22 protein-coding genes and 1 pseudogene are annotated in these 21,837 nt (G+C 65.7%); 17 read left to right on the forward strand and 6 right to left on the reverse strand.

All coding sequences use genetic code 11. The annotated features are described in order from the left end of the window. Positions 1-89 precede the first annotated feature (89 nt). Positions 90-446, forward strand: a complete 357-nt coding sequence (locus tag CLU87_RS22190; RefSeq protein ID WP_056742968.1) for an HPF/RaiA family ribosome-associated protein — start codon at positions 90-92, stop codon at positions 444-446. Positions 447-568: 122 nt separating this feature from the next. On the opposite strand, the gene CLU87_RS22195 is transcribed toward CLU87_RS22190, so the two are convergent. Further along, positions 569-1,534 (reverse strand): PDR/VanB family oxidoreductase, encoded by a 966-nt coding sequence (locus tag CLU87_RS22195; protein WP_099731842.1) that lies wholly within the window; start codon positions 1,532-1,534, stop codon positions 569-571. Beyond that, entirely contained in the window at positions 1,531-2,586 is a 1,056-nt protein-coding gene (locus CLU87_RS22200; RefSeq protein ID WP_056742972.1) for an aromatic ring-hydroxylating dioxygenase subunit alpha, read from the reverse strand. The genes CLU87_RS22195 and CLU87_RS22200 overlap by 4 nt, the downstream gene beginning before the upstream one ends. Before the next feature lie 270 nt (positions 2,587-2,856). On the opposite strand from CLU87_RS22200, the gene CLU87_RS22205 reads away from it, so the two are divergent. The 8 genes and pseudogenes from CLU87_RS22205 to CLU87_RS22245 all read left to right on the forward strand — a co-directional run bounded on the left by CLU87_RS22205 (position 2,857) and on the right by CLU87_RS22245 (position 10,592). Next, the gene (locus tag CLU87_RS22205; RefSeq protein ID WP_056742974.1) at positions 2,857-3,633 is read left to right on the forward strand and encodes a GntR family transcriptional regulator; all 777 of its coding nucleotides are present in this window, start codon (positions 2,857-2,859) and stop codon (positions 3,631-3,633) included. Between the two features lie 142 nt (positions 3,634-3,775). Further along, positions 3,776-4,963, forward strand: a pseudogene (locus tag CLU87_RS22210) (ABC transporter substrate-binding protein); the annotation flags it as partial. A 316-nt stretch (positions 4,964-5,279) separates the two neighbouring features. Further along, entirely contained in the window at positions 5,280-6,152 is an 873-nt protein-coding gene (locus tag CLU87_RS22220) for a branched-chain amino acid ABC transporter permease (protein WP_056067972.1), read from the forward strand. Beyond that, positions 6,152-7,147 carry a branched-chain amino acid ABC transporter permease gene (locus tag CLU87_RS22225; RefSeq protein ID WP_056742977.1) on the forward strand — a complete coding sequence of 332 codons (996 nt, stop codon included), beginning with the start codon at positions 6,152-6,154 and terminating at the stop codon, positions 7,145-7,147. Before CLU87_RS22220 ends, CLU87_RS22225 begins: the two co-directional genes overlap by 1 nt. Position 7,148: 1 nt before the next feature. Continuing rightward, positions 7,149-7,922: an ABC transporter ATP-binding protein gene (locus CLU87_RS22230; RefSeq protein WP_099731844.1), complete on the forward strand. Its 774-nt coding sequence runs from the start codon at positions 7,149-7,151 to the stop codon at positions 7,920-7,922. Further along, complete coding sequence (locus tag CLU87_RS22235; RefSeq protein WP_056067978.1) at positions 7,915-8,646, forward strand: ABC transporter ATP-binding protein; 732 nt, start codon at positions 7,915-7,917, stop codon at positions 8,644-8,646. Before CLU87_RS22230 ends, CLU87_RS22235 begins: the two co-directional genes overlap by 8 nt. An 8-nt stretch (positions 8,647-8,654) precedes the next feature. After that, positions 8,655-9,635 (forward strand): tripartite tricarboxylate transporter substrate binding protein, encoded by a 981-nt coding sequence (locus tag CLU87_RS22240; RefSeq protein ID WP_099731845.1) that lies wholly within the window; start codon positions 8,655-8,657, stop codon positions 9,633-9,635. 42 nt (positions 9,636-9,677) lie between these two features. Continuing rightward, positions 9,678-10,592: an NAD(P)-dependent oxidoreductase gene (locus CLU87_RS22245; RefSeq protein WP_099731846.1), complete on the forward strand. Its 915-nt coding sequence runs from the start codon at positions 9,678-9,680 to the stop codon at positions 10,590-10,592. Between the two features lie 116 nt (positions 10,593-10,708). Here CLU87_RS22245 and CLU87_RS22250 read toward each other — a convergent pair whose 3' ends face one another. Further along, the gene (locus CLU87_RS22250; protein WP_099731847.1) at positions 10,709-11,674 is read right to left on the reverse strand and encodes a LysR substrate-binding domain-containing protein; all 966 of its coding nucleotides are present in this window, start codon (positions 11,672-11,674) and stop codon (positions 10,709-10,711) included. 163 nt (positions 11,675-11,837) lie between these two features. Between CLU87_RS22250 and CLU87_RS22255 the strand changes: the two genes are divergently transcribed. The 8 genes from CLU87_RS22255 (at position 11,838) to CLU87_RS22290 (ending at position 18,631) form a co-directional block, all read left to right on the forward strand. Beyond that, complete coding sequence (locus CLU87_RS22255) at positions 11,838-12,530, forward strand: substrate-binding domain-containing protein (protein ID WP_099731848.1); 693 nt, start codon at positions 11,838-11,840, stop codon at positions 12,528-12,530. A gap of 35 nt (positions 12,531-12,565) precedes the next feature. Then, a complete protein-coding gene (locus CLU87_RS22260; protein WP_056742987.1) occupies positions 12,566-13,600 on the forward strand; it encodes an amidohydrolase family protein in 1,035 nt (344 codons plus the stop codon). A 1-nt stretch (position 13,601) separates the two neighbouring features. Continuing rightward, positions 13,602-14,285, forward strand: coding sequence for a 4-carboxy-4-hydroxy-2-oxoadipate aldolase/oxaloacetate decarboxylase (gene ligK, locus CLU87_RS22265; RefSeq protein ID WP_056067987.1), 684 nt, complete (start codon positions 13,602-13,604; stop codon positions 14,283-14,285). A gap of 86 nt (positions 14,286-14,371) precedes the next feature. Then, on the forward strand, positions 14,372-15,376 hold the full coding sequence (locus CLU87_RS22270) for a tripartite tricarboxylate transporter substrate binding protein (RefSeq protein WP_099731849.1): 1,005 nt from the start codon (positions 14,372-14,374) through the stop codon (positions 15,374-15,376). A 33-nt stretch (positions 15,377-15,409) separates the two neighbouring features. Further along, positions 15,410-16,339: an amidohydrolase family protein gene (locus CLU87_RS22275; protein WP_099731850.1), complete on the forward strand. Its 930-nt coding sequence runs from the start codon at positions 15,410-15,412 to the stop codon at positions 16,337-16,339. A 4-nt stretch (positions 16,340-16,343) separates the two neighbouring features. Then, the gene (ligA, locus tag CLU87_RS22280) at positions 16,344-16,784 is read left to right on the forward strand and encodes a protocatechuate 4,5-dioxygenase subunit alpha (protein ID WP_099731851.1); all 441 of its coding nucleotides are present in this window, start codon (positions 16,344-16,346) and stop codon (positions 16,782-16,784) included. A gap of 2 nt (positions 16,785-16,786) precedes the next feature. Next, a complete protein-coding gene (locus CLU87_RS22285; protein ID WP_099731852.1) occupies positions 16,787-17,653 on the forward strand; it encodes a class III extradiol dioxygenase subunit beta in 867 nt (288 codons plus the stop codon). A 24-nt stretch (positions 17,654-17,677) separates the two neighbouring features. After that, positions 17,678-18,631: a Gfo/Idh/MocA family oxidoreductase gene (locus tag CLU87_RS22290; protein WP_099731853.1), complete on the forward strand. Its 954-nt coding sequence runs from the start codon at positions 17,678-17,680 to the stop codon at positions 18,629-18,631. 76 nt (positions 18,632-18,707) lie between these two features. On the opposite strand, the gene CLU87_RS22295 is transcribed toward CLU87_RS22290, so the two are convergent. The 3 genes from CLU87_RS22295 to CLU87_RS22305 all read right to left on the reverse strand — a co-directional run bounded on the left by CLU87_RS22295 (position 18,708) and on the right by CLU87_RS22305 (position 21,800). Beyond that, positions 18,708-19,313 (reverse strand): ATP-dependent Clp protease proteolytic subunit, encoded by a 606-nt coding sequence (locus tag CLU87_RS22295; RefSeq protein WP_056743000.1) that lies wholly within the window; start codon positions 19,311-19,313, stop codon positions 18,708-18,710. Positions 19,314-19,447: 134 nt separating this feature from the next. Further along, positions 19,448-20,767, reverse strand: coding sequence for a flavin-dependent oxidoreductase (locus CLU87_RS22300; RefSeq protein WP_099731854.1), 1,320 nt, complete (start codon positions 20,765-20,767; stop codon positions 19,448-19,450). A gap of 232 nt (positions 20,768-20,999) precedes the next feature. Further along, on the reverse strand, positions 21,000-21,800 hold the full coding sequence (locus CLU87_RS22305; RefSeq protein ID WP_108499261.1) for a nucleotidyltransferase domain-containing protein: 801 nt from the start codon (positions 21,798-21,800) through the stop codon (positions 21,000-21,002). Positions 21,801-21,837: the final 37 nt, after the last annotated feature.

Here is a 21,837-nt window from a genome sequence, read left to right on the forward strand (position 1 = left end):
CTCTACATCCTTTGACATGTATTCACCGGGGGTATGGATGCAGGTGCCATGATGGGGGCTTCGCAACTTCATCAGGAAGGACCCTCTCCATGCAAGTACAAGTCAACACCGACGACCACATCCACGGCGGCGATTCGCTGGCGCGCTGGATCACGGACGAGTGCAAGAGCCGGCTGTCCCGCTTTCAGGACCATGTGACGCGGCTGGAGGTGTTCCTCACCGATCTGGATGCGGGCAAGTCCGGTGCCAATGACAAGCGCTGCCGCATTGAAGCGCGTGTCACGGGCCGCCAACCCATCACCGTGACTGATGAGGCCGACAAGATGGCCAACGCCTTCATCGGCGCGGCCGACAAGCTGGCCCGCGCCCTCGACACTGACCTGGGCCGTGTGAAGGACCGCAATGGCCGCGACACCATCCGTGTGGCCGCCGACGAACGGGATTGAAGTGAATTCGAAGTGAAATGGGCTTCTAGCGCATGATTTTCATGTGCTGGTAGCTATCAATTCAGGAGTAATGAAAAAGGCGCTGCAGCCCGAAGGTTGCAGCGCCTTTTTGTTGGGGTCGCCTACAGGTCGAGCACCAGCAGCTTGCTGCGCGCGCGGGAGCAGCAGGGCATGAACTGCTCGTTGGCCGCCTTTTCTTCGTCGGTCAGGTACATGTCGCGGTGGTCCACCTCGCCTTCCAGCACGCGCGTGAGGCAGGTGCCACACACGCCTTGTTCGCACGAGGTCAGGATGTCGATGCCCTCCTTGCGCAGCGCTTCCACCACCGACACATCGGGCGCAATGGGGTAGACCTTGCCCGTGCTGGCAATGCGCACCTCAAACCCCTGGTCGCCCGAGGTGTCCTGCGCCGGGGCGCCAAAGTATTCCAGGTGGATATGGTCCTGCGCCCAGCCCAGGGCCTTGGCGGTGGTCACCACATGGTCGATGAAGCCTGCCGGGCCACACACGTACAGCCGCTTGTCAGGGCCGGGGGCCGCCAGCACGGCGGCGGTGTCCAGCTTCTGCTCGGGGGCGCCTGCATCGAAGTGAAAGTGGGCGTGGGGCGCAATGGCCGATGCGGCAATTTCGGCCGCAAACGCCGTGCGTTCGGCAGAGCGGGTGCAGTAGTGCAGCGCAAAGTCAGCACCCGTGCGCGCCAGCCGGTCGGCCATGCACAGCAGTGGCGTCACACCAATGCCGCCCGCCAGCAGCAGCGTGCGCTGTGCAGGGTGCAGCGCAAAGTGGTTGCGCGGCGTGCTGATGGTGATCACGTCGCCCTCGTGCACGCTGTCGTGCATGGCGATCGAGCCGCCGCGCGATGCCGGGTCACGCAACACGGCGATGCGGTAGCGGTGCGACTCGTGCGAGGCATTGCACAGCGAGTACTGCCGAGTCAGCCCGCCCGGCAGGTGCACATCGATGTGCGAGCCCGCGCTGAACGGCGGCAGTGCGGCGCCGTCCAGCCGCGCCAGCTCATAGCTGGCGATGCCCTCGGCTTCGGCCTGCTTCTTGACGACGCGGACCTGCAGGGTCTCCTGCGCGGTCATGCGGCCACCGCCTGTGCTGTGGCAGGCGCGTGTTCTGCCGCCAGCAGGCGGTCCAGAATCTTGCGCGACTGCACGCCACCCGCATCGATGTTGAGCATGAGCAGCTTGCGGTCGGGGTAACGCAGCAGGTTCTCCTGCTGCAGCTCCAGCATCTGCTGGTCCTCCGCAAAGATCTTGCCCTGGCCGTCGCGGATCTGGGTGGTGAGCGACGGGTCTTGCGGCTTGAAGTTGCGGGCCATGCCCCAGAAGTAGTGGATCGACGTTTCGGTCTCGGGCGTGATGAAGTCCACCACGATGCTCGATGCCTTCTTGTCGGCCGGGGCGTTGTAGCCGCCGTTGCCGGCCAGGGCCACGCCCACCTCGATCAGCACATGGCTGGGGGGCGTGAAGTGGCAGATCTGCCAGCGGTCCACCAGCTGGTCGTCGGGCAGGCCGTTCATGCGCAGCGCCATCTTCCAGAACGGGGGGGCTTCAATGCCTTCCATGAAGCGGCTGGTGATCACCTCGTCGCCCTCCACGCGGGTCTTGCAGGGCACCTCGTCGATTTCCTTCTGGCCGATGCTGGTGGAGTGCACATAGGTCTCGTGCGTCAGGTCCATCAGGTTGTCGATCATCAGGCGGTAGTCGCAGGCGATGTGGTACAGCCCGCCGCCGTAAGCCCATTCAGGGTTGTTGGCCCAGGGCAGGTGGTGGATGGTGGCGGGGTCGGCCTTGTCGGCGTCGCCGGGCCACACCCAGATGAAGCCATAGCGCTCCACCACCGGAAAGCTGCGCGCCTTGGGGAACCCCTGCACGCGCTGGCCGGGCATGGACACCGACTTGCCCGTGCATTCCACCCGCAGGCCGTGGTAGCCGCATTGCAGGTGGCCTTCGCACACTGTGCCCAGCGACAGCGGGGCGCCCCGGTGGGGGCAGAAGTCGTCCAGCGCGGCGACCTGGTCGGGCGCGGGGCGGTAGAACACGATCTTCTCGCCGCAGATGGTGCGGCCCAGGGGCTTGTCCGCGATCTCGTCGGGCGTGCAGGCTACGTACCAGGCGTTCTTGGGATACATGGTTGTCTCTCTCCGTGGGTGGATGGTGTCGTTGCAGGCTTGGTATACAGCCCGCTCGCAGATCGCAGGCTAGGTGGGGCGATTGTGCGAAAAAGGCGAGTTTATGTATACATAGTAAAGGCGTAAAGCAGCTATTGCACTCCGGCATATCTTCTAACTTGTTGTTTTGTAATGTGTTGAAGTGTTTTTGAGTGGATGTTGTTTTGGTTTCTGTATACATTGCGCTGACTGACTCTCTCCCCGTCGCTGGTCGCATCGCTCCCTATCGCCATGAACCCTCCCGAACCCCTGACCATTGCCCTACCCGCCGAGGCCGCCGAGGCAGGTACCTCGCAGGCCGTCAAGGCGCAATTGCGCCTGCGCGAGATGATCCTGGCGGGCGAGCTGCCCGGCGGCGCCCGCATTGCCGAGCTGACCCTCGTCGAGAAGCTGGGGGTATCGCGCACGCCCATTCGCGCCGCGCTGATGCGGCTGGAGCAGGAGGGCCTGCTGCACCGACTGCCCGGTGGCGGCTACGCCGTGCGCACGTTCTCTGAAACCGATGTGGCCGACGCCATTGAACTGCGCGGCACCATGGAAGGGTTGGCCGCGCGCCTGGCGGCCGAGCGGGGCGTGGCCCCCGCCCTGCTGGCCGAGGCCCATGCCTGCCTGGACGCCATCGACAGTGCCCTGGCCCCGCCCACGCTGGATGACGAAGGTTTTTCGCGCTATGTGGAGCTGAATGCACGGTTTCACCTGCTGCTCAGCCGCATGGTGGGCAGCGATGTGGTGGCGCGGGAGCTGGACCGCGTCAAGGGCCTGCCGTTTGCGTCGCCCTCTGCGTTTGTGGTGGTGCAGACGCATTCGGCCCAGGCGCGCGACATGCTGGTGGTGGCGCAAGACCAGCACCGCCAGGCGCTCGATGCCATCGAGCGGCGCGAGGGTGCACGGGCCGAGGCCATCCTGCGAGAGCACTCGCGCATCACCCGGCGGAACCTGCTGGCGGCGGTGCAGGCGTCGCAGGTGCAGGGCTTGCCCGGTGTACAGCTGATCCGCGAGCGGGCATAACGGCCGGTGCAGGCGTCCGGGGCTTCTTGGGTTATTGCATTTGGCGATACCTGAATGCTTGAATTTGCGCTTGTGAAATAACGCAGCCCACGCCAAACTCCCGCCAGCATTTTCTGTATACAACGACTTTCCACAGGAGACAACGATGCAAAAACGCCACCTTCTTCGTGCCTCGGCTGCCGCCGCCATCGCGCTGTCCACCGGCCTGACCGTGTTGCCCGCCGTGGCGCAGGACAACGTGTTCAAGATCGGCCTGGTTCTGCCCATGACCGGCCAGCAAGCCACCACCGGCCGCCAGATCGAAGCCGCGGCGCGCCTGTACATGGCCCAGAACGGCGACATGGTGGGTGGCAAGAAGGTGCAGCTCATCATCAAGGACGACACCAGTCTTCCTGATGTGACCCGCCGCCTGGCCCAGGAGCTGGTCGTCAACGAAAAGGTCAACGTGCTCGCCGGCATGGGCATCACGCCCTCGGCCATGGCCACCGCCCCGCTGGCCACGCAGTCCAAAACCCCCCTGGTGGTGATGGCTGCCGCCACGTCCAGCATCACCGAGGCCTCGCCCTACGTGGTGCGTACCAGCTTCACGCTGCCGCAAGTGTCGGTGGCCCTGGCCGACTGGGCACCCAAGAACGGCATCAAGAAGGTCGTGACCCTGGTGAGCGACTACGGCCCCGGCATCGACGCCGAAAAGTTCTTCAACCAGCGCCTCACGTTCAACGGCGGCCAGGTGACCGAAGCCCTGCGCGTGCCGCTGCGCAACCCCGACTTCGCCCCCTTCCTGCAGAAGGTGCGCGACGCCAAACCCGACGCGCTGTTTGTCTTTGTGCCCTCGGGCGCGGGCGCTGCGGTGATGAAGCAGTTCCTGGAGCGCGGCATGGACAAGGCCGGCATCAAGCTCATCGGCACCGGCGACGTGACGGACGACGATCAACTCAACGACATGGGCGATGGCGCCCTGGGCGTGGTCACCTCGCACCACTACTCGGCTGCGCACCCCTCGCCCATGAACAAGAAGTTCGTGGAAGCCTTCGAGAAGGCTAACAAGGGCTTGCGTCCCAACTTCATGGCCGTGGGCGGCTATGACGGCATGCGCGTGATCTATGAAGCGCTCAAGACCACCAAGGGTGCCGGCGGCGGTGACGCCCTGCTGGCCGCCATGAAGGGCCAGATCTTCGAAAGCCCGCGCGGCAAGGTGTTCATCGATGCGCAGACCCGCGACATCGTGCAGGACGTGTACCTGCGCAAGGTGGAGCGCGTGAACGGCCAGCTGTATAACGTGGAGTTCGACGTGATCAAGGACGTCAAGGATCCCGGCAAGACTAAGTAAGCCCCCTGAGCCGCGACCCGCTCGGTGTGTCCGCCAGATGCGGCCACTCTTCGTTGCCGTCCAAGCCTGCGCAGGCAGGCTCGGAGCCGCGGCACTCAGCCCCCAGGGGGACGCCGCCAGCTCGGCGGGGCGGCCCTTGCGCGGCGGCCGCTGGTCTGGGCCGCGCCAGTATTTACGGGCAGGCTCCCTCTCGATCCGTTCGGACTGAGCCTGTCGAAACCGGGGGCCGCAGGTTGAACGTCCGGCTTTGGTGATTCGTCGCACTTCCACAGCCCTGAGCAGGGTGGTGCACTTTTGTCTTCAATGAAGTGATTTCATGCTGACCATTCTTTTCGACGGCGTTGCCTACGGCATGCTGCTGTTCATCCTGGCAGTCGGCCTGGCCGTGACCATGGGGCTGATGAACTTCATCAACCTCGCGCACGGGGCCTTTGCCATGGCGGGGGGCTACATCACCGTGCTGCTCATGCAGCGGCTGGATGTGCCCTTCCTCGTCTGCCTGCCCATCGCCTTTGTCGGTACGGCCTTGCTGGGCGGCGTGCTGGAGCGCACGCTGTACCGCCCGCTGTACCACAAGGCCCACCTGGACCAGGTGCTGTTCTCCATTGGCCTGGTGTTCATGGCCGTGGCCAGCGTGGACTACTTTGTGGGCTCCACGCAGCAGATCATGCAGCTGCCTGAATGGCTCAAGGGCCGGACCGAGATCGGCACCGGTGCCCTCATGCTGGGCATGGGGCACTACCGCCTGTTCATCATCGCGGTGTGCGCTGCGCTCACCGTGGGCCTGCAGTATGTGCTCACCAAAACCCGCTTCGGCAGCCGCCTGCGCGCCAGTGTGGACGACCAGCGCGTGGCCGCTGGCATGGGCATCAACGTGAACATCGTGTTTTTGTCCACCTTCGCTTTTGGGTCCGGCCTGGCGGGCCTGGGCGGAGCGCTGGGCGCGGAGGTGCTGGGTCTCGACCCGAGCTTCCCGCTCAAGTTCATGATCTACTTTTTGATCGTGGTGGCGGTGGGCGGCACCTCGTCCATCACCGGCCCGCTGCTGGCCGCGCTGCTGCTCGGCATTGCCGACGTGGCAGGCAAGTACTACATCCCCAAGCTGGGCGCTTTCATTGTGTACAGCCTCATGATCCTGATCCTCATCTGGCGCCCCCAGGGCCTCTTTGTGCGCAAGGGGGGCAAGTGATGTCAAACCTGCAAAACACCTTGCTGCAGGCCCGGCGCTTTCGCTGGTGGGAGCCCGTGCTGTGGCTGCTGGCCTTTGCCGCGCCGCTGGCGCTGCCGAGCCACGCACTCATCATCAACGAGATCGCCATCGTGGCGCTGTTCGCGATTTCGCTGGACCTCATCCTGGGCTACACCGGCATCGTCTCGCTGGGCCATGCGGCTTTCTTCGGGCTGGGCGGCTACGCGGCCGCGCTGTTTGCCAAGCATGTGATGCCCGACCCGCTGGTGGGCCTGGCCGTGGGCATTGGCGCGGCCACCGTGCTGGGCGCCGTGGCGTCGCTCACCATCATGCGCGGCACCGATCTCACCCGCCTCATGGTCACGCTGGGCGTGGGACTGGTGATGCTGGAGCTGGCCAACAAGCTCGACTGGCTGACCGGTGGCGCCGACGGCCTGCAGGGCGTGATGATGGGGCCGGTGCTTGGCCAGTTCGAGTTTGACCTGTACGGCCGCACGGCCGCGTGGTATTCGCTCACCGTGCTGCTGGTGTTCTTCCTCATCGCGCGCCGCATCGTGCAGTCGCCTTTTGGTGCCACGCTCAAGGCCATCCGCGACAACCGGCTGCGCGCCATGGCCATCGGTATCCCCGTGACGGCCAAGCTGGCGCAGGTGTACACGCTGGCCGCTGCGCTGGCCGGTGCCGCGGGCGCACTGCTCACGCAGACCACAGGCTTTGCCTCGCTCGACCTGTTCGAGTTCCACCGCTCGGCCGACGTGATGCTGATTCTGGTGATCGGCGGCGTGGGCTGGCTGTACGGCGGCATCCTTGGCGCCATTGGCTTCAAGCTGCTGCAGGACGTGATCTCGTCCATCACTCCGCAGTACTGGACCTTCTGGGTGGGCTTGTTCCTGGTGGTGCTGGTACTGGTCGGGCGCGACCGTCTGTTCCGCCCCTGGACCTGGTTTGGCGCCGGTCGCAAGGCTGGGGTTGCCTCCAAAGCGGGAGGCCATTGATATGAACACGACAACCTCCACCACCGTGCTGTCGGCCAAGGGCTTGGTCAAGCGTTTTGGCGGCATCACGGCCACCAACAACGTCACGCTGAACCTGCAAAAGGGCGCGCGCCATGCGCTCATCGGCCCCAACGGTGCGGGCAAGACCACGCTCATCAACTTGCTGACCGGCGTGCTGGAGCCCACCGAAGGCTCCATCACGCTCGAAGGCCAGGACATCACACGCCTGGCACCGCACCAACGGGTGCAGCGCGGCATGGTGCGTACGTTCCAGATCAACCAGCTGTTTGACACGCTCACGCCGCTCGAAACCCTGGCGCTCACGGTATCGCAACACCAGGGCCTGGGCGGCAAGTGGTGGCAACCGCTGGGTGCGCGCAAGGCCGTCACCGAGCGCTGCGATCAACTGCTGGAGCAGTTCCACCTCACGTCCGTCATGGCCGAAGAAACGCGCGTGCTGGCCTACGGCAAGCGTCGCCTGCTGGAGATTGCGATTGCGCTGGCCTGCGAGCCGCGCGTGTTGCTGCTCGACGAACCCGTGGCCGGTGTGCCCGCCGGCGAGCGCGAGGAGCTGCTGCAGACCGTGGCGGCCCTGCCCGCCGATGTCTCGGTGCTGTTGATCGAACACGATATGGACCTGGTTTTCAGCTTTGCCAACCGCATGACGGTGCTGGTCAACGGCACCGTGCTCACCGAGGGCGACCCGGACACGATTGCCAATGACCCGCAGGTGAAGGCGGTGTACCTCGGCCATGGGGAGGATGCGCATGTCTAAGACAGAACTCCTGCGCATCGAGGGCCTGAGCGCAGGCTACGGCGAGGCCGTGGTGCTGCAAGGCATTTCGCTGGCCCTGCCCGAAGGCGACACGCTGGCCCTGCTGGGGCGCAACGGCACGGGCAAGACCACGCTCATCAACACGCTGGCCGGGGCCACGCGCCAGCATGCCGGCACAGTGAGCCTGGCCGGCGTGGCGCTGCACAAGTTGCCCCCACACGAACGCGCGGCGGCCGGCATCGGCTGGGTGCCGCAAGAGCGCAACATCTTCAAGTCGCTCACGGTGCACGAGAACCTCACGGCCGTGGCGCGCCCGGGCCGCAAAGGATCGACCGCACGGCCGTGGACGCCCGAGCGCGTGTACGAAATGTTCCCGCGCCTGGCCGAGCGCAAGACCAACCTGGGCACACAGCTGTCCGGCGGCGAGCAGCAGATGCTGGCCGTGGGCCGCGCGCTGGTGCTCAACCCGCGCCTGCTGCTGCTGGATGAGCCGCTCGAAGGCCTCGCGCCCATCATCGTGGAAGAGCTGCTGCGCGCCATCCGCCGCATCACGCGCGAAGAGGGCCTGTCGGCCATCATCGTGGAGCAGCATCCGCAGGCCATCCTGGCCATCTCGGACCACGCCGCCGTGCTGGACCGGGGCACCGTGGTGCACACCGGCAGTGCCGCCGAGCTGAGCGCCCAGCCTGACCTGCTGGACCGCCTGCTGGGCGTGGCACGGTAGCGCGCGCCATGGGCAGCGCCGTGCACCGCAGAACCCTTCTGGCCTGGCTGGCAGCGTCGTTCGGCGGTGCGGCCAGCGCGCAGGCCGCTTTCCCCTCACGCCCGCTGCGCATCGTCGTGCCCAATGCGGCGGGCGGTGCGGCCGACATCACGGCGCGCACGGTGGGCCAGAAGATCGCCGGCCCGCTGGGGCAAAGCGTGGTCATTGAGAACAAGCCCAGCGCAGGCGGCGTGGTGGCGGGAGACCTGGTAGCGCGGGCTGAGCCCGACGGCCACACGCTGCTGCTGGTGAGCAGCGGCACAGCGGTCAGCGCCGCGCTGTTCCAGTCGCTGCCGTTCGACACTCTCAAGGACTTTGCGCCTGTCTCGCTGCTGGCCACGTTTGATCTGGCCGTGGTGGTGAAAGAAGGCGGGCGTTTTGCCACCCTGGCCGAGCTTCTGGCTTATGCGCGTGCCCACCCGGGCAAGCTCAATATCGGCACGCCACAGATCGGCACCACACAGAACCTGGCGGCCGAGCTGTTCAAGGTGACGGCGGGCATCGACGCGCAAGTGGTGCCTTTCAACGGCACGCCGCCGGTCATCACGGCGCTGCGGGGTGGCGAGATCGACGTGATGATCGACATCCTGGGCGGTCTCATGCCACAGATCGGCGCCAAGGCCCTGCGGCCGCTGGCTGTGATGGGAGTGCAGCGGGCGCCGCAGTTGCCCGACGTGCCCACGGTGCGCGAAAGCGGCGGGCCACTGGCGGGCTTCAACGTCACGTCGTGGAACGGCCTGGCCGTGCCCGCCAAGACACCTGCTGCCGTGGTGGAGCGTCTGTCGCGCGAAGTGCAGACCGCACTCGCCCAGCCCGATGTGAAAAAGCGCCTGCTGGAGCTGAATCTGAATGCCCAGGGCAGCACCCCCACGCAACTGGGCGAGCACCTGGCGGCCGATGTGCGCCGTTGGAGTGATGTGATCGCCCGGGCCAAGATCGCGCGGCAGTGACGGTTGCTGCGCTTCGGCTTTTGTGACCGAAAGGCAAATCGGATGAACATCACACACATCGGCCTCGTGGGCTATGGCGAGGTGGGCAAGATCTTCAGTGCGGGCTTGCGTGTCCAGCCCGGCGTGGCCTCGGTCGCTGCCTGGGACCTGAAGCTGGCCGACCCCGCGCACCGCGACGCCCTGCAGAAGCACGCCGCGCAAGCGGGCGTGGTGGCCGTGGATGGGATGCAGGCACTGTGCACGCGTTGTGACTGCATCATCTCGGCCGTCACCGCATCGAACACGCTGGCCGTGGCGCAGGAGGCCGCGCAGCACATCCGCCCCGGCACCGTGTTCCTGGACCTCAACTCGGCATCGCCCGGCACCAAGCAGCAGGCCGCTGCGCTCATCGAGGCGCGGGGTGCGCACTATGTCGAGGCGGGCGTGATGACCTCGGTGCCCCCCTACGGCATCCGCGTGCCCATGCTGCTGGGCGGCGTGCAGGCTGCCGCGCTGGCCACTGTGCTGACCAGCTGGGGCATGGATGCCAAACCCGTGAGCGAGCAACTGGGCGTGGCCAGCGCCATCAAGATGTGCCGCAGCATCATGATCAAGGGCCTTGAAGCCCTGGTGATTGAGAGCTACGCCACCGCCCGCCACTACGGCGTGGAAGACCATGTGCTGCCCACCTTGGCCGAGACCTTTCCCTCCATCGACTGGCACGAACAGGGTCGCTACTTCTTCAGCCGCGTCGTGCAGCACGGCCAGCGCCGCGCCGAAGAGATGCGCGAATCGGCCCACACGGTGCACGAGGCCGGCATGGAGCCACTGATGGCCTCGGCCATCGCCGCCAAGCAGCAGTGGGTGGCCGACCTCGCGCGCGAAGGCGTCTTTCACGGCCTGCCCAAGGACGCGCGCTGGCAGGACTATGCGGACCGGGTGTTGGGCCGTTTGTCCGTCGTGCCTGCAAAGGACTGAGCCTGCGAATCGCCACCCGCCGGTGAAACTGGCGCGGCGCAATGCCAGAGGCACCGAGCAAGGGCCGCCCCGCAGCGAGGGTGCCGTCCCCCTTTGGGGGGATGCCGCGCAGCGGCTCAGGGGGGAGACCTATACAACGCCTGCAGCGTCGTCCGAATCAGCTCCGCCATCGCCTGCTGTGTGAGTGTGGCCGGGCGTTGCGAGCTGACGGCCATGAACAGCTTGCTGCGCAGGCGGGTGCTGCCGCCTTCCTCCTCTCCGTCCCCATCGCTGCCCGCGCCGTGGATGGGCCGGGTACTGAACACTTCCGATTTGCCCGACGTGGTGACCGCATTCATGGGCAGCACCGCGCAGCCCGCGCCATCGGCCACCAGGTCCAGGATGGCCGCCACGCCATCGATCTCCAGGCTGATTTGCGGGCGCTTGCCGCGTGCGGCCAGTTCGGATTCCACCAGCATGCGGATGGAGTTGGGGCGCGTAGGGATGACCAGCGGAAAACGCGGCAGCTCGTCCAGCGGCAGGGGCGTGCGGCCCAGGGCATCGGCCTCCGCCTCGCTCTGGCCGGGGGCGCGGCGCTGCACCAGAAACAGGTCTTCTTCCAGCAGCGCCGTGGTCTCGATGCCCGGCGCGGGCGTGGTGTTGTAAAGCAGTGCGATGTCGAGCAGCCCGGTGGTCAGCGATTCGCGCATGGCAACCGACAGGCCCTCGCTGATGGCCAGCGCCGCGTCCGGCATCTTCACGCGGAAGGCGCGGGTCAGCGGCACGGTCAGCACCTTGGCAATGCTGGGTGGCAGGCCGATGGCCACGCGCCCGGCCAGGGCGCCGCGCACGCGGCCCAGCTCCTCCCGTGCGCGCTCCACCTGGTGCAGGATGCCGCGCCCGTGCTCCAGCAGCAGCTTGCCCGCCTCAGTGGGCGTGGCGCCTCGGCCGTTGCGCACCAGCAGGTTCTGGCGCAGCTCCACCTCCAGCAGGCGCACCTGGCGGCTCAGCGCAGGCTGGGCGATGTCCAGTACCACCGAGGCGCGGGTAAAGCTGCCCAGCTCGGCCACCCGCACAAAGTATTCGATCTGCTTCAGGTCCATGGGCAAGGCTCTCTGCTATAGCTGTAGGTCAACGATCACGGAATGATATATCTGGTAGTGCTGGTGCCGCCTTCATGTTTGGGCTGCGGCTGCCCACAATCGGCGGCATGTATACAACTGCACGCACCGCCTGGGCCACCCGCAGCCCGGCAGGAGACAACGCATGACGGCGCCTGTGATCCGAGGCATTTCTTCCATGGCCACGCGCCAGGTGCTGGCCGATCTGGTGGCCGGTTTTGCGCAGCAGTCGGGCACGCAGGCTGTCATCGAATCGGTGGGCGGTGTGGACGCCGCCAAGCGTGTGGCGGCCGGTGAGGTATTCGACGTGGTCATCCTTGCGTCCGACGCCATCGACAAGCTTTTGGCTGCGGGCCATCTGGTGCCCGGCAGCAAGGTGGACTGGGTGCACTCCGGCGTGGCCGTGGCCGTGCCTGCCGGCGCGCCGCTGCCCGACCTGTCGAGCGAAGACGCCGTGCGCGCTGCCGTGCTGGCTGCGCCCAGCATCAGCCTGTCCACTGGCCCCAGCGGCGTGGCGCTGGCCAAGCTGTTCGAGCGCTGGGGCATTGCCGATCAGATCGCCCCGCGCATGGTGCAGGCGCCCCCCGGTGTGCCCGTGGGCTCGCTGGTGGCCAAGGGTGAGGTGGCGCTGGGCTTTCAGCAACTGAGCGAGCTGCTGCACGTGCAGGGCATCCAGATCGTGGGCCCGCTGCCACCGGCCATCCAGATCACCACCACGTTTTCCGCAGGCGTTGGCGTGCATTCGCAACAGGTGGATGCAGCACGTGCGTTGCTGGCTTACCTGGCCTCTCCCGCTGCGGCGGACGCCAAGCAAAAGCAGGGCATGACCCCCGCCTGACCGATCACAAGAACACCTTCCAGGAGCACCCAAACATGAGCCTCATCATCGACTGCCACGGCCACTACACCACGGCCCCCAAGGCGCTGGAGAACTGGCGCAATGCGCAGATCGCCGGCATCAAAGACCCAGCCGCCATGCCCAAAGTGGCAGACCTGCACATCAGCGACGACGAGCTGCGCGAGTCCATCGAGACCAACCAGCTCAAGCTGATGAAGGAGCGCGGCAGCGACATCACGCTGTTCAGCCCGCGCGCCAGCTTCATGGCGCACCACATCGGCGACTTCAATGTGTCCAGCACCTGGGCCGCCATCTGCAACGAGCTGTGCTACCGTGTCTCCACGCTGTTCCCCGACCACTTTGTGCCCGTGGCCATGCTGCCGCAAAGCCCTGGTGTCGATCCGGCGACCTGCATCCCCGAGCTGGAAAAGTGCGTGCACGAATACGGCGCCGTGGGCATCAACCTGAACCCAGACCCTTCCGGCGGCCACTGGACCAGCCCCCCGCTGACCGACAAGCACTGGTACCCCATCTACGAAAAGATGGTGGAGTACGACCTGCCCGCCATGATCCACGTGAGCACCAGCTGCAACGCGTGCTTTCACACCACCGGCGCGCACTACCTGAACGCCGACACCACGGCCTTCATGCAGCTCATCCAGGGCGACCTGTTCAAGGACTTCCCCACGCTCAAGTTCCTGATCCCGCACGGCGGCGGCGCGGTGCCCTACCACTGGGGCCGCTTCCGTGGGCTGGCGCAGGAGATGAAGAAGCCGCTGCTCGACGAGCACCTGATGAACAACGTGTACTTCGACACCTGCGTGTACCACCAGCCCGGCATCGACCTGCTGAACACCGTGATCCCGGTGAAGAACGTGCTGTTTGCCAGCGAGATGATCGGCGCGGTGCGGGGCATTGACCCCACCACCGGCAACTACTACGACGACACCAAGCGCTACATCGAGGCCTCCACCATCCTGAGTGCCGACGACAAGCACCAGATCTACGAAGCCAACACGCGCCGCGTGTTCTCCCGACTCGATTCACGCCTGAAGGCAAAGGGGCTCTGACATGTTTGAACTTGGCGTTGTCTATCGCAACATCACCCGCGCTGACCGCGCAGCCGCTGACGGCCTGGCTGCACTCGGCTCGGCCACCGTGCACGAGGCCATGGGCCGCGTGGGCCTGCTCAAGCCCTATATGCGCCCCATCTACAGCGGCCAGCAGGTCAGCGGCACGGCCGTCACCGTGCTGCTGCAGCCTGGCGACAACTGGATGATGCATGTGGCGGCCGAGCAGATCCAGCCCGGCGACATCGTGGTGGCGGCCGTCACCTCGGAGTGCACCGACGGCTACTTTGGCGACCTGCTGGCCACCAGTTTCCAGGCGCGTGGCGCGCGCGCCCTCATCATCGACGCCGGTGTGCGCGACGTGAAGACGCTGCAGGAGATGAACTTCCCCGTGTGGAGCCGCGCGATCAGCAGCAAGGGCACCATCAAGGCCACGCTGGGCTCGGTCAACATCCCCGTGGTGTGCGCCGGTGCACTGGTCACGCCGGGCGACGTGATCGTGGCCGACGACGACGGTGTGGTGTGTGTGCCCGCCGCCCGCGCGGCCGAGACCCTGGCCGCCGCGCAAAAGCGCGAGAGCTTTGAGGGCGAGAAGCGCGCCAAGCTCGCCAGCGGCGTGCTGGGCCTGGACATGTACAACATGCGTCCCGGCCTGGAGAAGGCGGGCCTCAAGTACATCGATTGAGCGGTTTTTCAGTCTTTTGGGCTGCAAGCGCTAGTCAATCATGCGCTTGCAGCTATGTAATTAATAGCAAACAGCTTCTTCTTTCCATGCGTTGTTCCGTGTCTCCCGTTTCTCTCTCCCGCCGTGTGGGCCTGGCCGTGGGCCTGGCCACAGCCCTGGGCTGTGTGCCCCAGTTCGCCTCGGCGCAGGTGTTTCCGTCCAAGCCCGTGCGCATCATCACGCCCTTCCCCGTGGGCGGTGGCCCGGACGGTGTGGCCCGCCTGGTGGCCGAAAAACTCGGCCGCGCCTGGGGCCAGCCTGTGGTCGTCGAGAACCGCCCCGGTGGCAATGGCTTCATCGCCATCGACGCGTTCAAGCGCGGCGCCAAGGACGGGCATGACCTGATCGTGCTCGACAACGTGCACCTGGCCGCCTACCCCAGCCTGTTCAAGAAGCTGCCGTACGACACGGCCAAGGACTTCGACACGCTGCTGCCGCTGTTCAAGACCTATTTCTTCTTCACCGTGGCCGCCAACAGCAAATACAAAACCGTGGGCGACATCGTGGCCGACGCCAAGGCCAACCCTGGCAAGCTCAACTACGGCTCCTGGTCCATCGGCAACCCGGTGCACCTGGGCTCCGAGCTGTTTGAAAGCGCCACCGGCACGCAGATGGAGCACGTGCTCTACAAAGAAACCACGCAGCTCTACACCTCGGTCTCCACCGGCGAGCTGTCGTTTGCGCTGGGCAGCGCCGCCACAGCCGGGCCGCTGCAACGTGCGGGCAAGCTGCGCTTTCTGGCCGTCACCGCGCCGCAGCGCTTGGCCAGCTTTCCGGATGTGCCCACCGTGGGCGAATCGGGTGGCCCCAAGGGCTTTGAGGTGACGGGCTGGAACGCCATCGCCGTGCCGCCCGGCCTGCCCGCTGCCGTGACCGACAAGATCCGCAAGGACATCGAGCAGGCCCTGTCCGGCGCCGATGTGCAGGAGAAGTTCAAGAGCTTTGGCTACGAGCCCTTCCCCACAACGCGCGCGCAGTTCGCCCAGTTCGTCAAGGACGAGAGCCAGCGTTTTGGCGACGTGATCAAGAAGGCCAACGTGTCCCTCGACTGACCTGCCCCACCCAGCAACCAAGGACCCACGCCCATGAGCGAATTCACCAAGACCCCCGGCTGGCTGGACTGGTACGCCGGCCCCAGCAAACCCCGCTTCCAGGTGCCCGCAGGCGCTGTGGACGCGCACTGCCACGTGTTCGGCCCCGGTGCCGAGTTCCCCTACGCGCCTGAGCGCAAGTACACGCCCTGCGACGCCAGCAAATACCAGCTGTACGCGCTGCGCGACCACCTGGGCTTTGCGCGCAACGTGGTGGTGCAGGCCACCTGCCACGGTGCGGACAACCGCGCGATGGTGGATGCGCTGGTGCACTCTGGCGGTAAGGCGCGGGGCGTGGCCACCGTCAAGCGCTCGGTCACCGACCAAGAGCTGCAGGCCATGCACGACGCCGGTGTGCGTGGCGTGCGCTTCAACTTCGTCAAGCGCCTGGTGGACTTCACGCCCAAGGACGAGCTGATGGAGATTGCCGCGCGCATCGCCAAGCTCGGCTGGCACGTGGTGATCTACTTCGAGGCCGTGGACCTGCCCGAGCTGTGGGACTTCTTCACTGCACTGCCCACCACCGTGGTGGTGGACCACATGGGCCGCCCCGATGTGAACAAGCCGGTGGACGGACCGGAGTTTGAGCTGTTCCTGAAGTTCATGCGCCAGCACCCCAATGTGTGGAGCAAGGTGAGCTGCCCCGAGCGCCTCTCCGTGACTGGCCCCAAGGCCCTGAACGGCGAGCAAAATGCCTACACCGACGTGATCCCGTTCGCCCGCAAGGTGGTCGCAGAGTTCCCCGACCGCGTGCTCTGGGGCACCGACTGGCCGCACCCCAACCTCAAGGACCACATGCCCGACGACGGCCTGCTGGTGGACTTCATTCCGCACATCGCCCCCACGGCCGAGCTGCAGCAAAAGCTGCTGGTGGATAACCCCATGCGCCTCTACTGGCCCGAAGAAGTGACAAAGAAAGGCTGATGCCATGCCACTCGACAAACCCTACCTGGACGTGCCCGGCACGACCATCTTCGACGCCGAGCAAAGCCGCAAGGGCTACTGGCTCAACCAGTTCTGCATGAGCCTGATGAAGGCCGGCAACCGCGAGCGTTTCAAGGCCAACGAACGCGCCTACCTCGATGAATGGGCGATGACCGAAGAGCAGAAGCAGGCCGTGCTGGCACGCGACCTGAACTGGTGCATCCGCTTGGGCGGCAACATCTACTTTCTGGCCAAGATCGGCGCCACCGATGGCAAGAGCTTCCAGCAGATGGCGGGCAGCATGACCGGCATGACCGAAGAGGAATACCGCAACATGATGATCAGCGGCGGCCGCTCGGCCAATGGCAACCGCGTGATCGGCGAAGACGGCGACGCACAGGCACACCGCCAGCCACAAGGCGCTGCCGGCAATAAAGGAAACTGACCATGGCCAAGATCACCGCCTCCGTGTTCACGTCGCACGTGCCTGCCATTGGCGCTGCGCTGGACCTGGGCAAGACGCAGGAAGACTACTGGAAGCCGCTGTTCGCGGGCTACGACTTCTCCAAGCAATGGATGAAGGACAACAAGCCCGACGTGATCTTCCTGGTCTACAACGACCACGCCACGGCCTTCAGCCTGGAGATGATCCCCACGTTCGCCATCGGCACGGCCGCGCAGTTCCAGCCCGCCGACGAGGGCTGGGGGCCCCGCCCCGTGCCCGTGGTGCAGGGCCACCCCGACCTGGCCGCGCACATTGCGCAGTCGGTCATCCAGCAGGACTTTGACCTCACCATCGTCAACAAGATGGACGTGGACCACGGCCTCACCGTGCCGCTGTCTCTGATGTGCGGCGAGCAAGACCCCAAGACGGGAGCTTGGCCCTGCCCGGTGATCCCGTTCGCCGTCAACGTGGTGCAGTACCCCGTGCCCAGCGGCCGCCGCTGCTACAACCTGGGCCAGGCCATCCGCAAGGCGGTGGAGAGCTACGAAGAAGACCTGAATGTGCACATCTGGGGCACGGGCGGCATGAGCCACCAGCTGCAGGGCCCGCGTGCCGGCCTCATCAACAAGGAGTTCGACAACGCCTTCCTCGACAAGCTCATCAACGACCCCGAGGCCGCCGCCAGCATCCCGCACATTGACTACGTGCGCGAAGCGGGCAGCGAAGGCATTGAACTCGTGATGTGGCTCATCGCGCGTGGCGCGATGGCCGACGTGGCCGGAGGCAAGCCCCCGAGGCTGGCGCACCGCTTCTACCATGTGCCCGCGTCCAACACCGCCGTGGGCCACCTGATTCTTGAGAACACCTAAAAATCACGCCAAAGGACACACACCATGACCATCAAAGTCGCACTCGCCGGCGCTGGCGCCTTCGGCATCAAGCACCTGGACGGCATCCAAAACATCGACGGCGTCGAAGTCGTCTCCCTCATCAGCCGCGACCTGGCCAAGACCCAGGAAGTGGCCGACAAGTACGGCATCAAGCATGTCACCACCGACCTGGCCGACAGCCTGGCCATCAAAGAAGTGGACGCCGTGATCCTGTGCACGCCCACGCAGATGCACGCCAGCCAGACCATCGCCTGCCTGGAAGCGGGCAAGCATGTGCAGGTCGAGATCCCGCTGTGCGATGTGCTGGCCGATGGCGAGAAGGTCATCGCCCTGCAAAAGCAGACGGGCCTGGTGGCCATGTGTGGCCACACCCGCCGCTTCAACCCCAGCCACCAGTACGTGCACCAAAAGATCACGGCGGGTGAGTTCAACATCCAGCAGATGGATGTGCAGACCTACTTCTTCCGCCGCACCAACATGAATGCGCTGGGCCAGGCCCGCAGCTGGACGGACCACCTGCTGTGGCACCACGCTGCCCACACGGTGGACCTGTTCGCCTACCAGGCCGGCAGCCCCATCGTGAAGGCCAACGCCATCCAGGGCCCCATCCACCCCACGCTGGGCATCGCGATGGACATGAGCATCCAGCTCAAGGCCGCCAACGGTGCCATCTGCACGCTGTCGCTCTCGTTCAACAACGACGGCCCGCTCGGCACTTTCTTCCGCTACATCGGCGACTCGGCCACGTACGTTGCGCGCTACGACGACCTGGTGAATGGCAAGGAAGAGAAGATCGACGTGAGCAAGGTCGATGTGAGCATGAACGGCATCGAGCTGCAGGACCGCGAGTTCTTCGCCGCCATCAAGGAAGGCCGCGAGCCCAATGCCAGCGTGGCTCAGGTGCTGCCGTGCTACCAGGTGCTGCACGACCTGGAGCTGCAGCTCAACGCAGGCTGATTGCAAGCCCAATGGGCTGCTGGCGCTTTTGTATCAAGCGCCGGCAGCTATGCATTTGATATTTCGGGGGCTGGCCTCACCCCTTCAATGCCGCCTTGTGCTCGATGATGCGTGAGACCAGGCCGTAGTCCACCGCCTCTTCGGCCGACAGCCAGCGGTCGCGCTCGATGTCTGCCAGCACCACCTCCAGCGGCTTGCCGGTCTGCCGGGCGATGGTGGCTGCAATCCGCTCACGCGCTTTCACCATCTCGCGCGCCTGGATGGCGATGTCACTGGCCGGTCCGCCGGCGCCACCGCTGGGCTGGTGGATCAGAAAGCGCGTGTTGGGCAGGCAGAACCGCCGCTCGCGTGGCGCCGCCAGGTACAGGTGCGTGGCCGCGCTGCCCACCCAGCCGGTGCCAATCATGTTCACCGGTGCAGTGATGAAGCGCACCAGGTCGTGGATCGTGTCGCCCGACTCCAGGTGCCCCCCGGGCGAGCTCACCAGCATGTCGATGGGCTCGGCACTCTCGGCATCCAGCGCAATCAGCCGCCGCGCCACATCGGCGGCCAGGGTGTCGGTGATGGTGCCAAAGACCAGCAGGGTGCGGGCCTTGAAGGCTTTTTCTTCCAGGTAAGACGTGCGCGGTTCGGCGCCTTGGGTGGGGGCTGAAGCGGGTGTGGTGGTATCTGGCGTGTCCATGGGGCAAGTCCTTGCGAGTGATAGGACTGCCTTGACGAACGAGAGACGCCGGGCGTGACATTTCTCTGCGCTTGCATATCCAGGCCAGCGCTGCAGTGCGGACCCACTGGCCCGCACTGCGCCCCTCGGACTGTTCAGCCTGCGGCCACGCGTTGCCCCGGCGCAATGGTGGGCGGCGCCGCATTCAGCGTCTCGATCGCAAAGCCCGCCGCCGCCTTGTAGCGGGCCATGAAGCCCTCGCGCTCCTCACGCGGCAGCACGTCGTCGATGTGGTCGAACACCCCGCCGCAGCGCTCGTCCACCAGCCCCAGCAGACCAAACGGGCCGGAGCCCCGGTTGCGCAGCACCAGCGCAGAGATGTCCTTGCACAGCTTGTCGTCGTACGCGCGCAGCGCCTCCGGGCCGACACCCTGCGTCACCAATTGCGCCCCCAGCACGCGCGCGTCCACGATGGCCTGGCTGGCACCGTTGGAGCCCACGGGGTACATCACATGCGCCGCGTCGCCCAGCAGCGCCACGCGGCCGTCTACCCAGGTGGGCACGGGGTCGCGGTCGATCATGGGGTACTCAAAAATATCCTTGGCGCCGCGCAACATGGCGGGCACGTCCAGCCAGCTGTAGTTCCAGCCCTCGAAGTGGTGGATGAACTCATCCAGTGCCACGCGCCGGTTCCAGTCGCCCTGCTGCCAGCCGCCCTGGTTGTCGACCGTGATCTCGGCGATCCAGTTGATGGTGGCCAGGCCTGTGGCCGGGTCGGGCGGGGTGATGGGGTAGAACACCACACGGTGCCGCAGCGAGCCCACGCCCACAAACGACGCGCCCGTGCGCACCGGCACCCCCGGCGTGGTGCCGCGCCACATGATGGCGCCGCCCCACTGGATGGGCGGCTGCGTGGGGTGCATCTGCGCCCGCACGGCCGAGTGCAGGCCGTCGGCGGCAATCAGCAGCGAGCCAGCTACCTCACGCTTCTCTCCGTCGCGTGTCTCGACAATGGCGGTGACGCCGTTCGCATCCTGCCGGTAGCCCACCACCCGCTGCCCCAGCTGCACTGCGTCGGTTCCCAGGCGCTCTCGCACCGCGTTGAACAGCATCATCTGCAGCTGCCCCCGGTGCACCGAATACTGCGGCCAGTGGTAGCCCGCCTCCAGCCCGCGTGGCTCGGCGTACACCTCGTTGCCGTTGCGACCCACCAGCGCCCATTCGCGCGCCTGCAGGCCGATCGTGTCCAGCACCTCGTTGCCAAACCCCAGGTCGTGCAGTTCTCGCACGGCGTTGGGCTGCAGGTTGATGCCCACGCCCAGCGGCTGCAGCTCGGGCACCGATTCAAAGACGATGCAGGGCACGCCGATCTGGTGCAGGGTGAGGGCAGTGGCCATGCCACCGATGCCGCCGCCGGCGATCAGCACGGGGCGGGGCGAGGAGGGGGGTGAAGTAGGAGTAGGGGCGCCAGACATGCCGAGATTGTCCATGGAACGGCGGGTGGAGCTTGTCGCGGGGGGGAATAGCGGGTGGCTTTTTGCTGCGGGTTGTGCCCGTTCAGCCAGCCTTGTCAGGCGTAGCTACCTATGTTTCCCCCAGGCCAGAGGGTTAGGCTGCATTGCAACTGCTGGGTGACATTGGGGTGGGTGCTATCGGCCAGAACCGGAACTTGCGGCTCCAGGGTACGTGAAGAACGCCCCGGGGCCTTCAACCCATTTGGCTGCGTACTTGGTGCAAAAAATTCATGGCAACGTATTCGCCGTCTGTGTTCACTTTGACCGTCGACGCACGAAGGGTCCGATACGCCGCGATAGTGTTCTCCAGCGCTTCCAACAATGCGGGAGCATTCAGAGTAGCAACCGTGTTTGCCAGCAATGACGCCAACTCTGGCACTAGTTCTACCCGCCGAACACCGATGGGTGCCTTGCCCGCACGTTCAAGCCCAAGCGGACCAAGCACGCACCCGCGCAAAAAAGAGAAGAAGTCCAACGCCTCCTGCAGTTCTCCGCGGGCAATCTTCGAGGCGCCGTAGTGCACCCACACCCAGAATCGATCTTCGATCCACTGGTGGTCGGGCGGGGGAAATGCTCGCTTCCCGTGGGCTAGTGCCTCGGTCAGCCGCACATCGCGCTCCCACAACACGGTGGGTTGGTCGACCCGGTCTTTCAGATCCTCAATGCGAACAAACTTGAGGTCAACATGAAGGGCGGGTGGTCCGTAAAGGCAGATCAGTAAGCGTGGCTCGCCGACGTGCTCGCCTGTGAACGCTGCCACCAGCCGCCCGAGCTTGGAAGCGACTTGCTTGCGGCTCTGCATCACCTCGTCAAAGCTCGCGCCCTCGCACACGACGACCAAATCTAGATCGCTGTAGTCGTCCATCAGGTCTGCAGAATAGGAGCCGGCCGCTGCAACACCGACAACCCGGGAGTCTGCTGCCAAGATAGAGACGGCGCGATCGAGGAAATCGCGGTGGAGTTGGGGCGTGGAACGAGGGTGATGGATCAACATGTTGAGACTTTACAGAAGTCCGCCACACCGATCGATT

Origin of the sequence: Acidovorax sp. 59, assembly GCF_002754175.1 — a bacterium.
Classification (GTDB): Bacteria; Pseudomonadota; Gammaproteobacteria; order Burkholderiales; family Burkholderiaceae_C; genus Acidovorax; species Acidovorax delafieldii.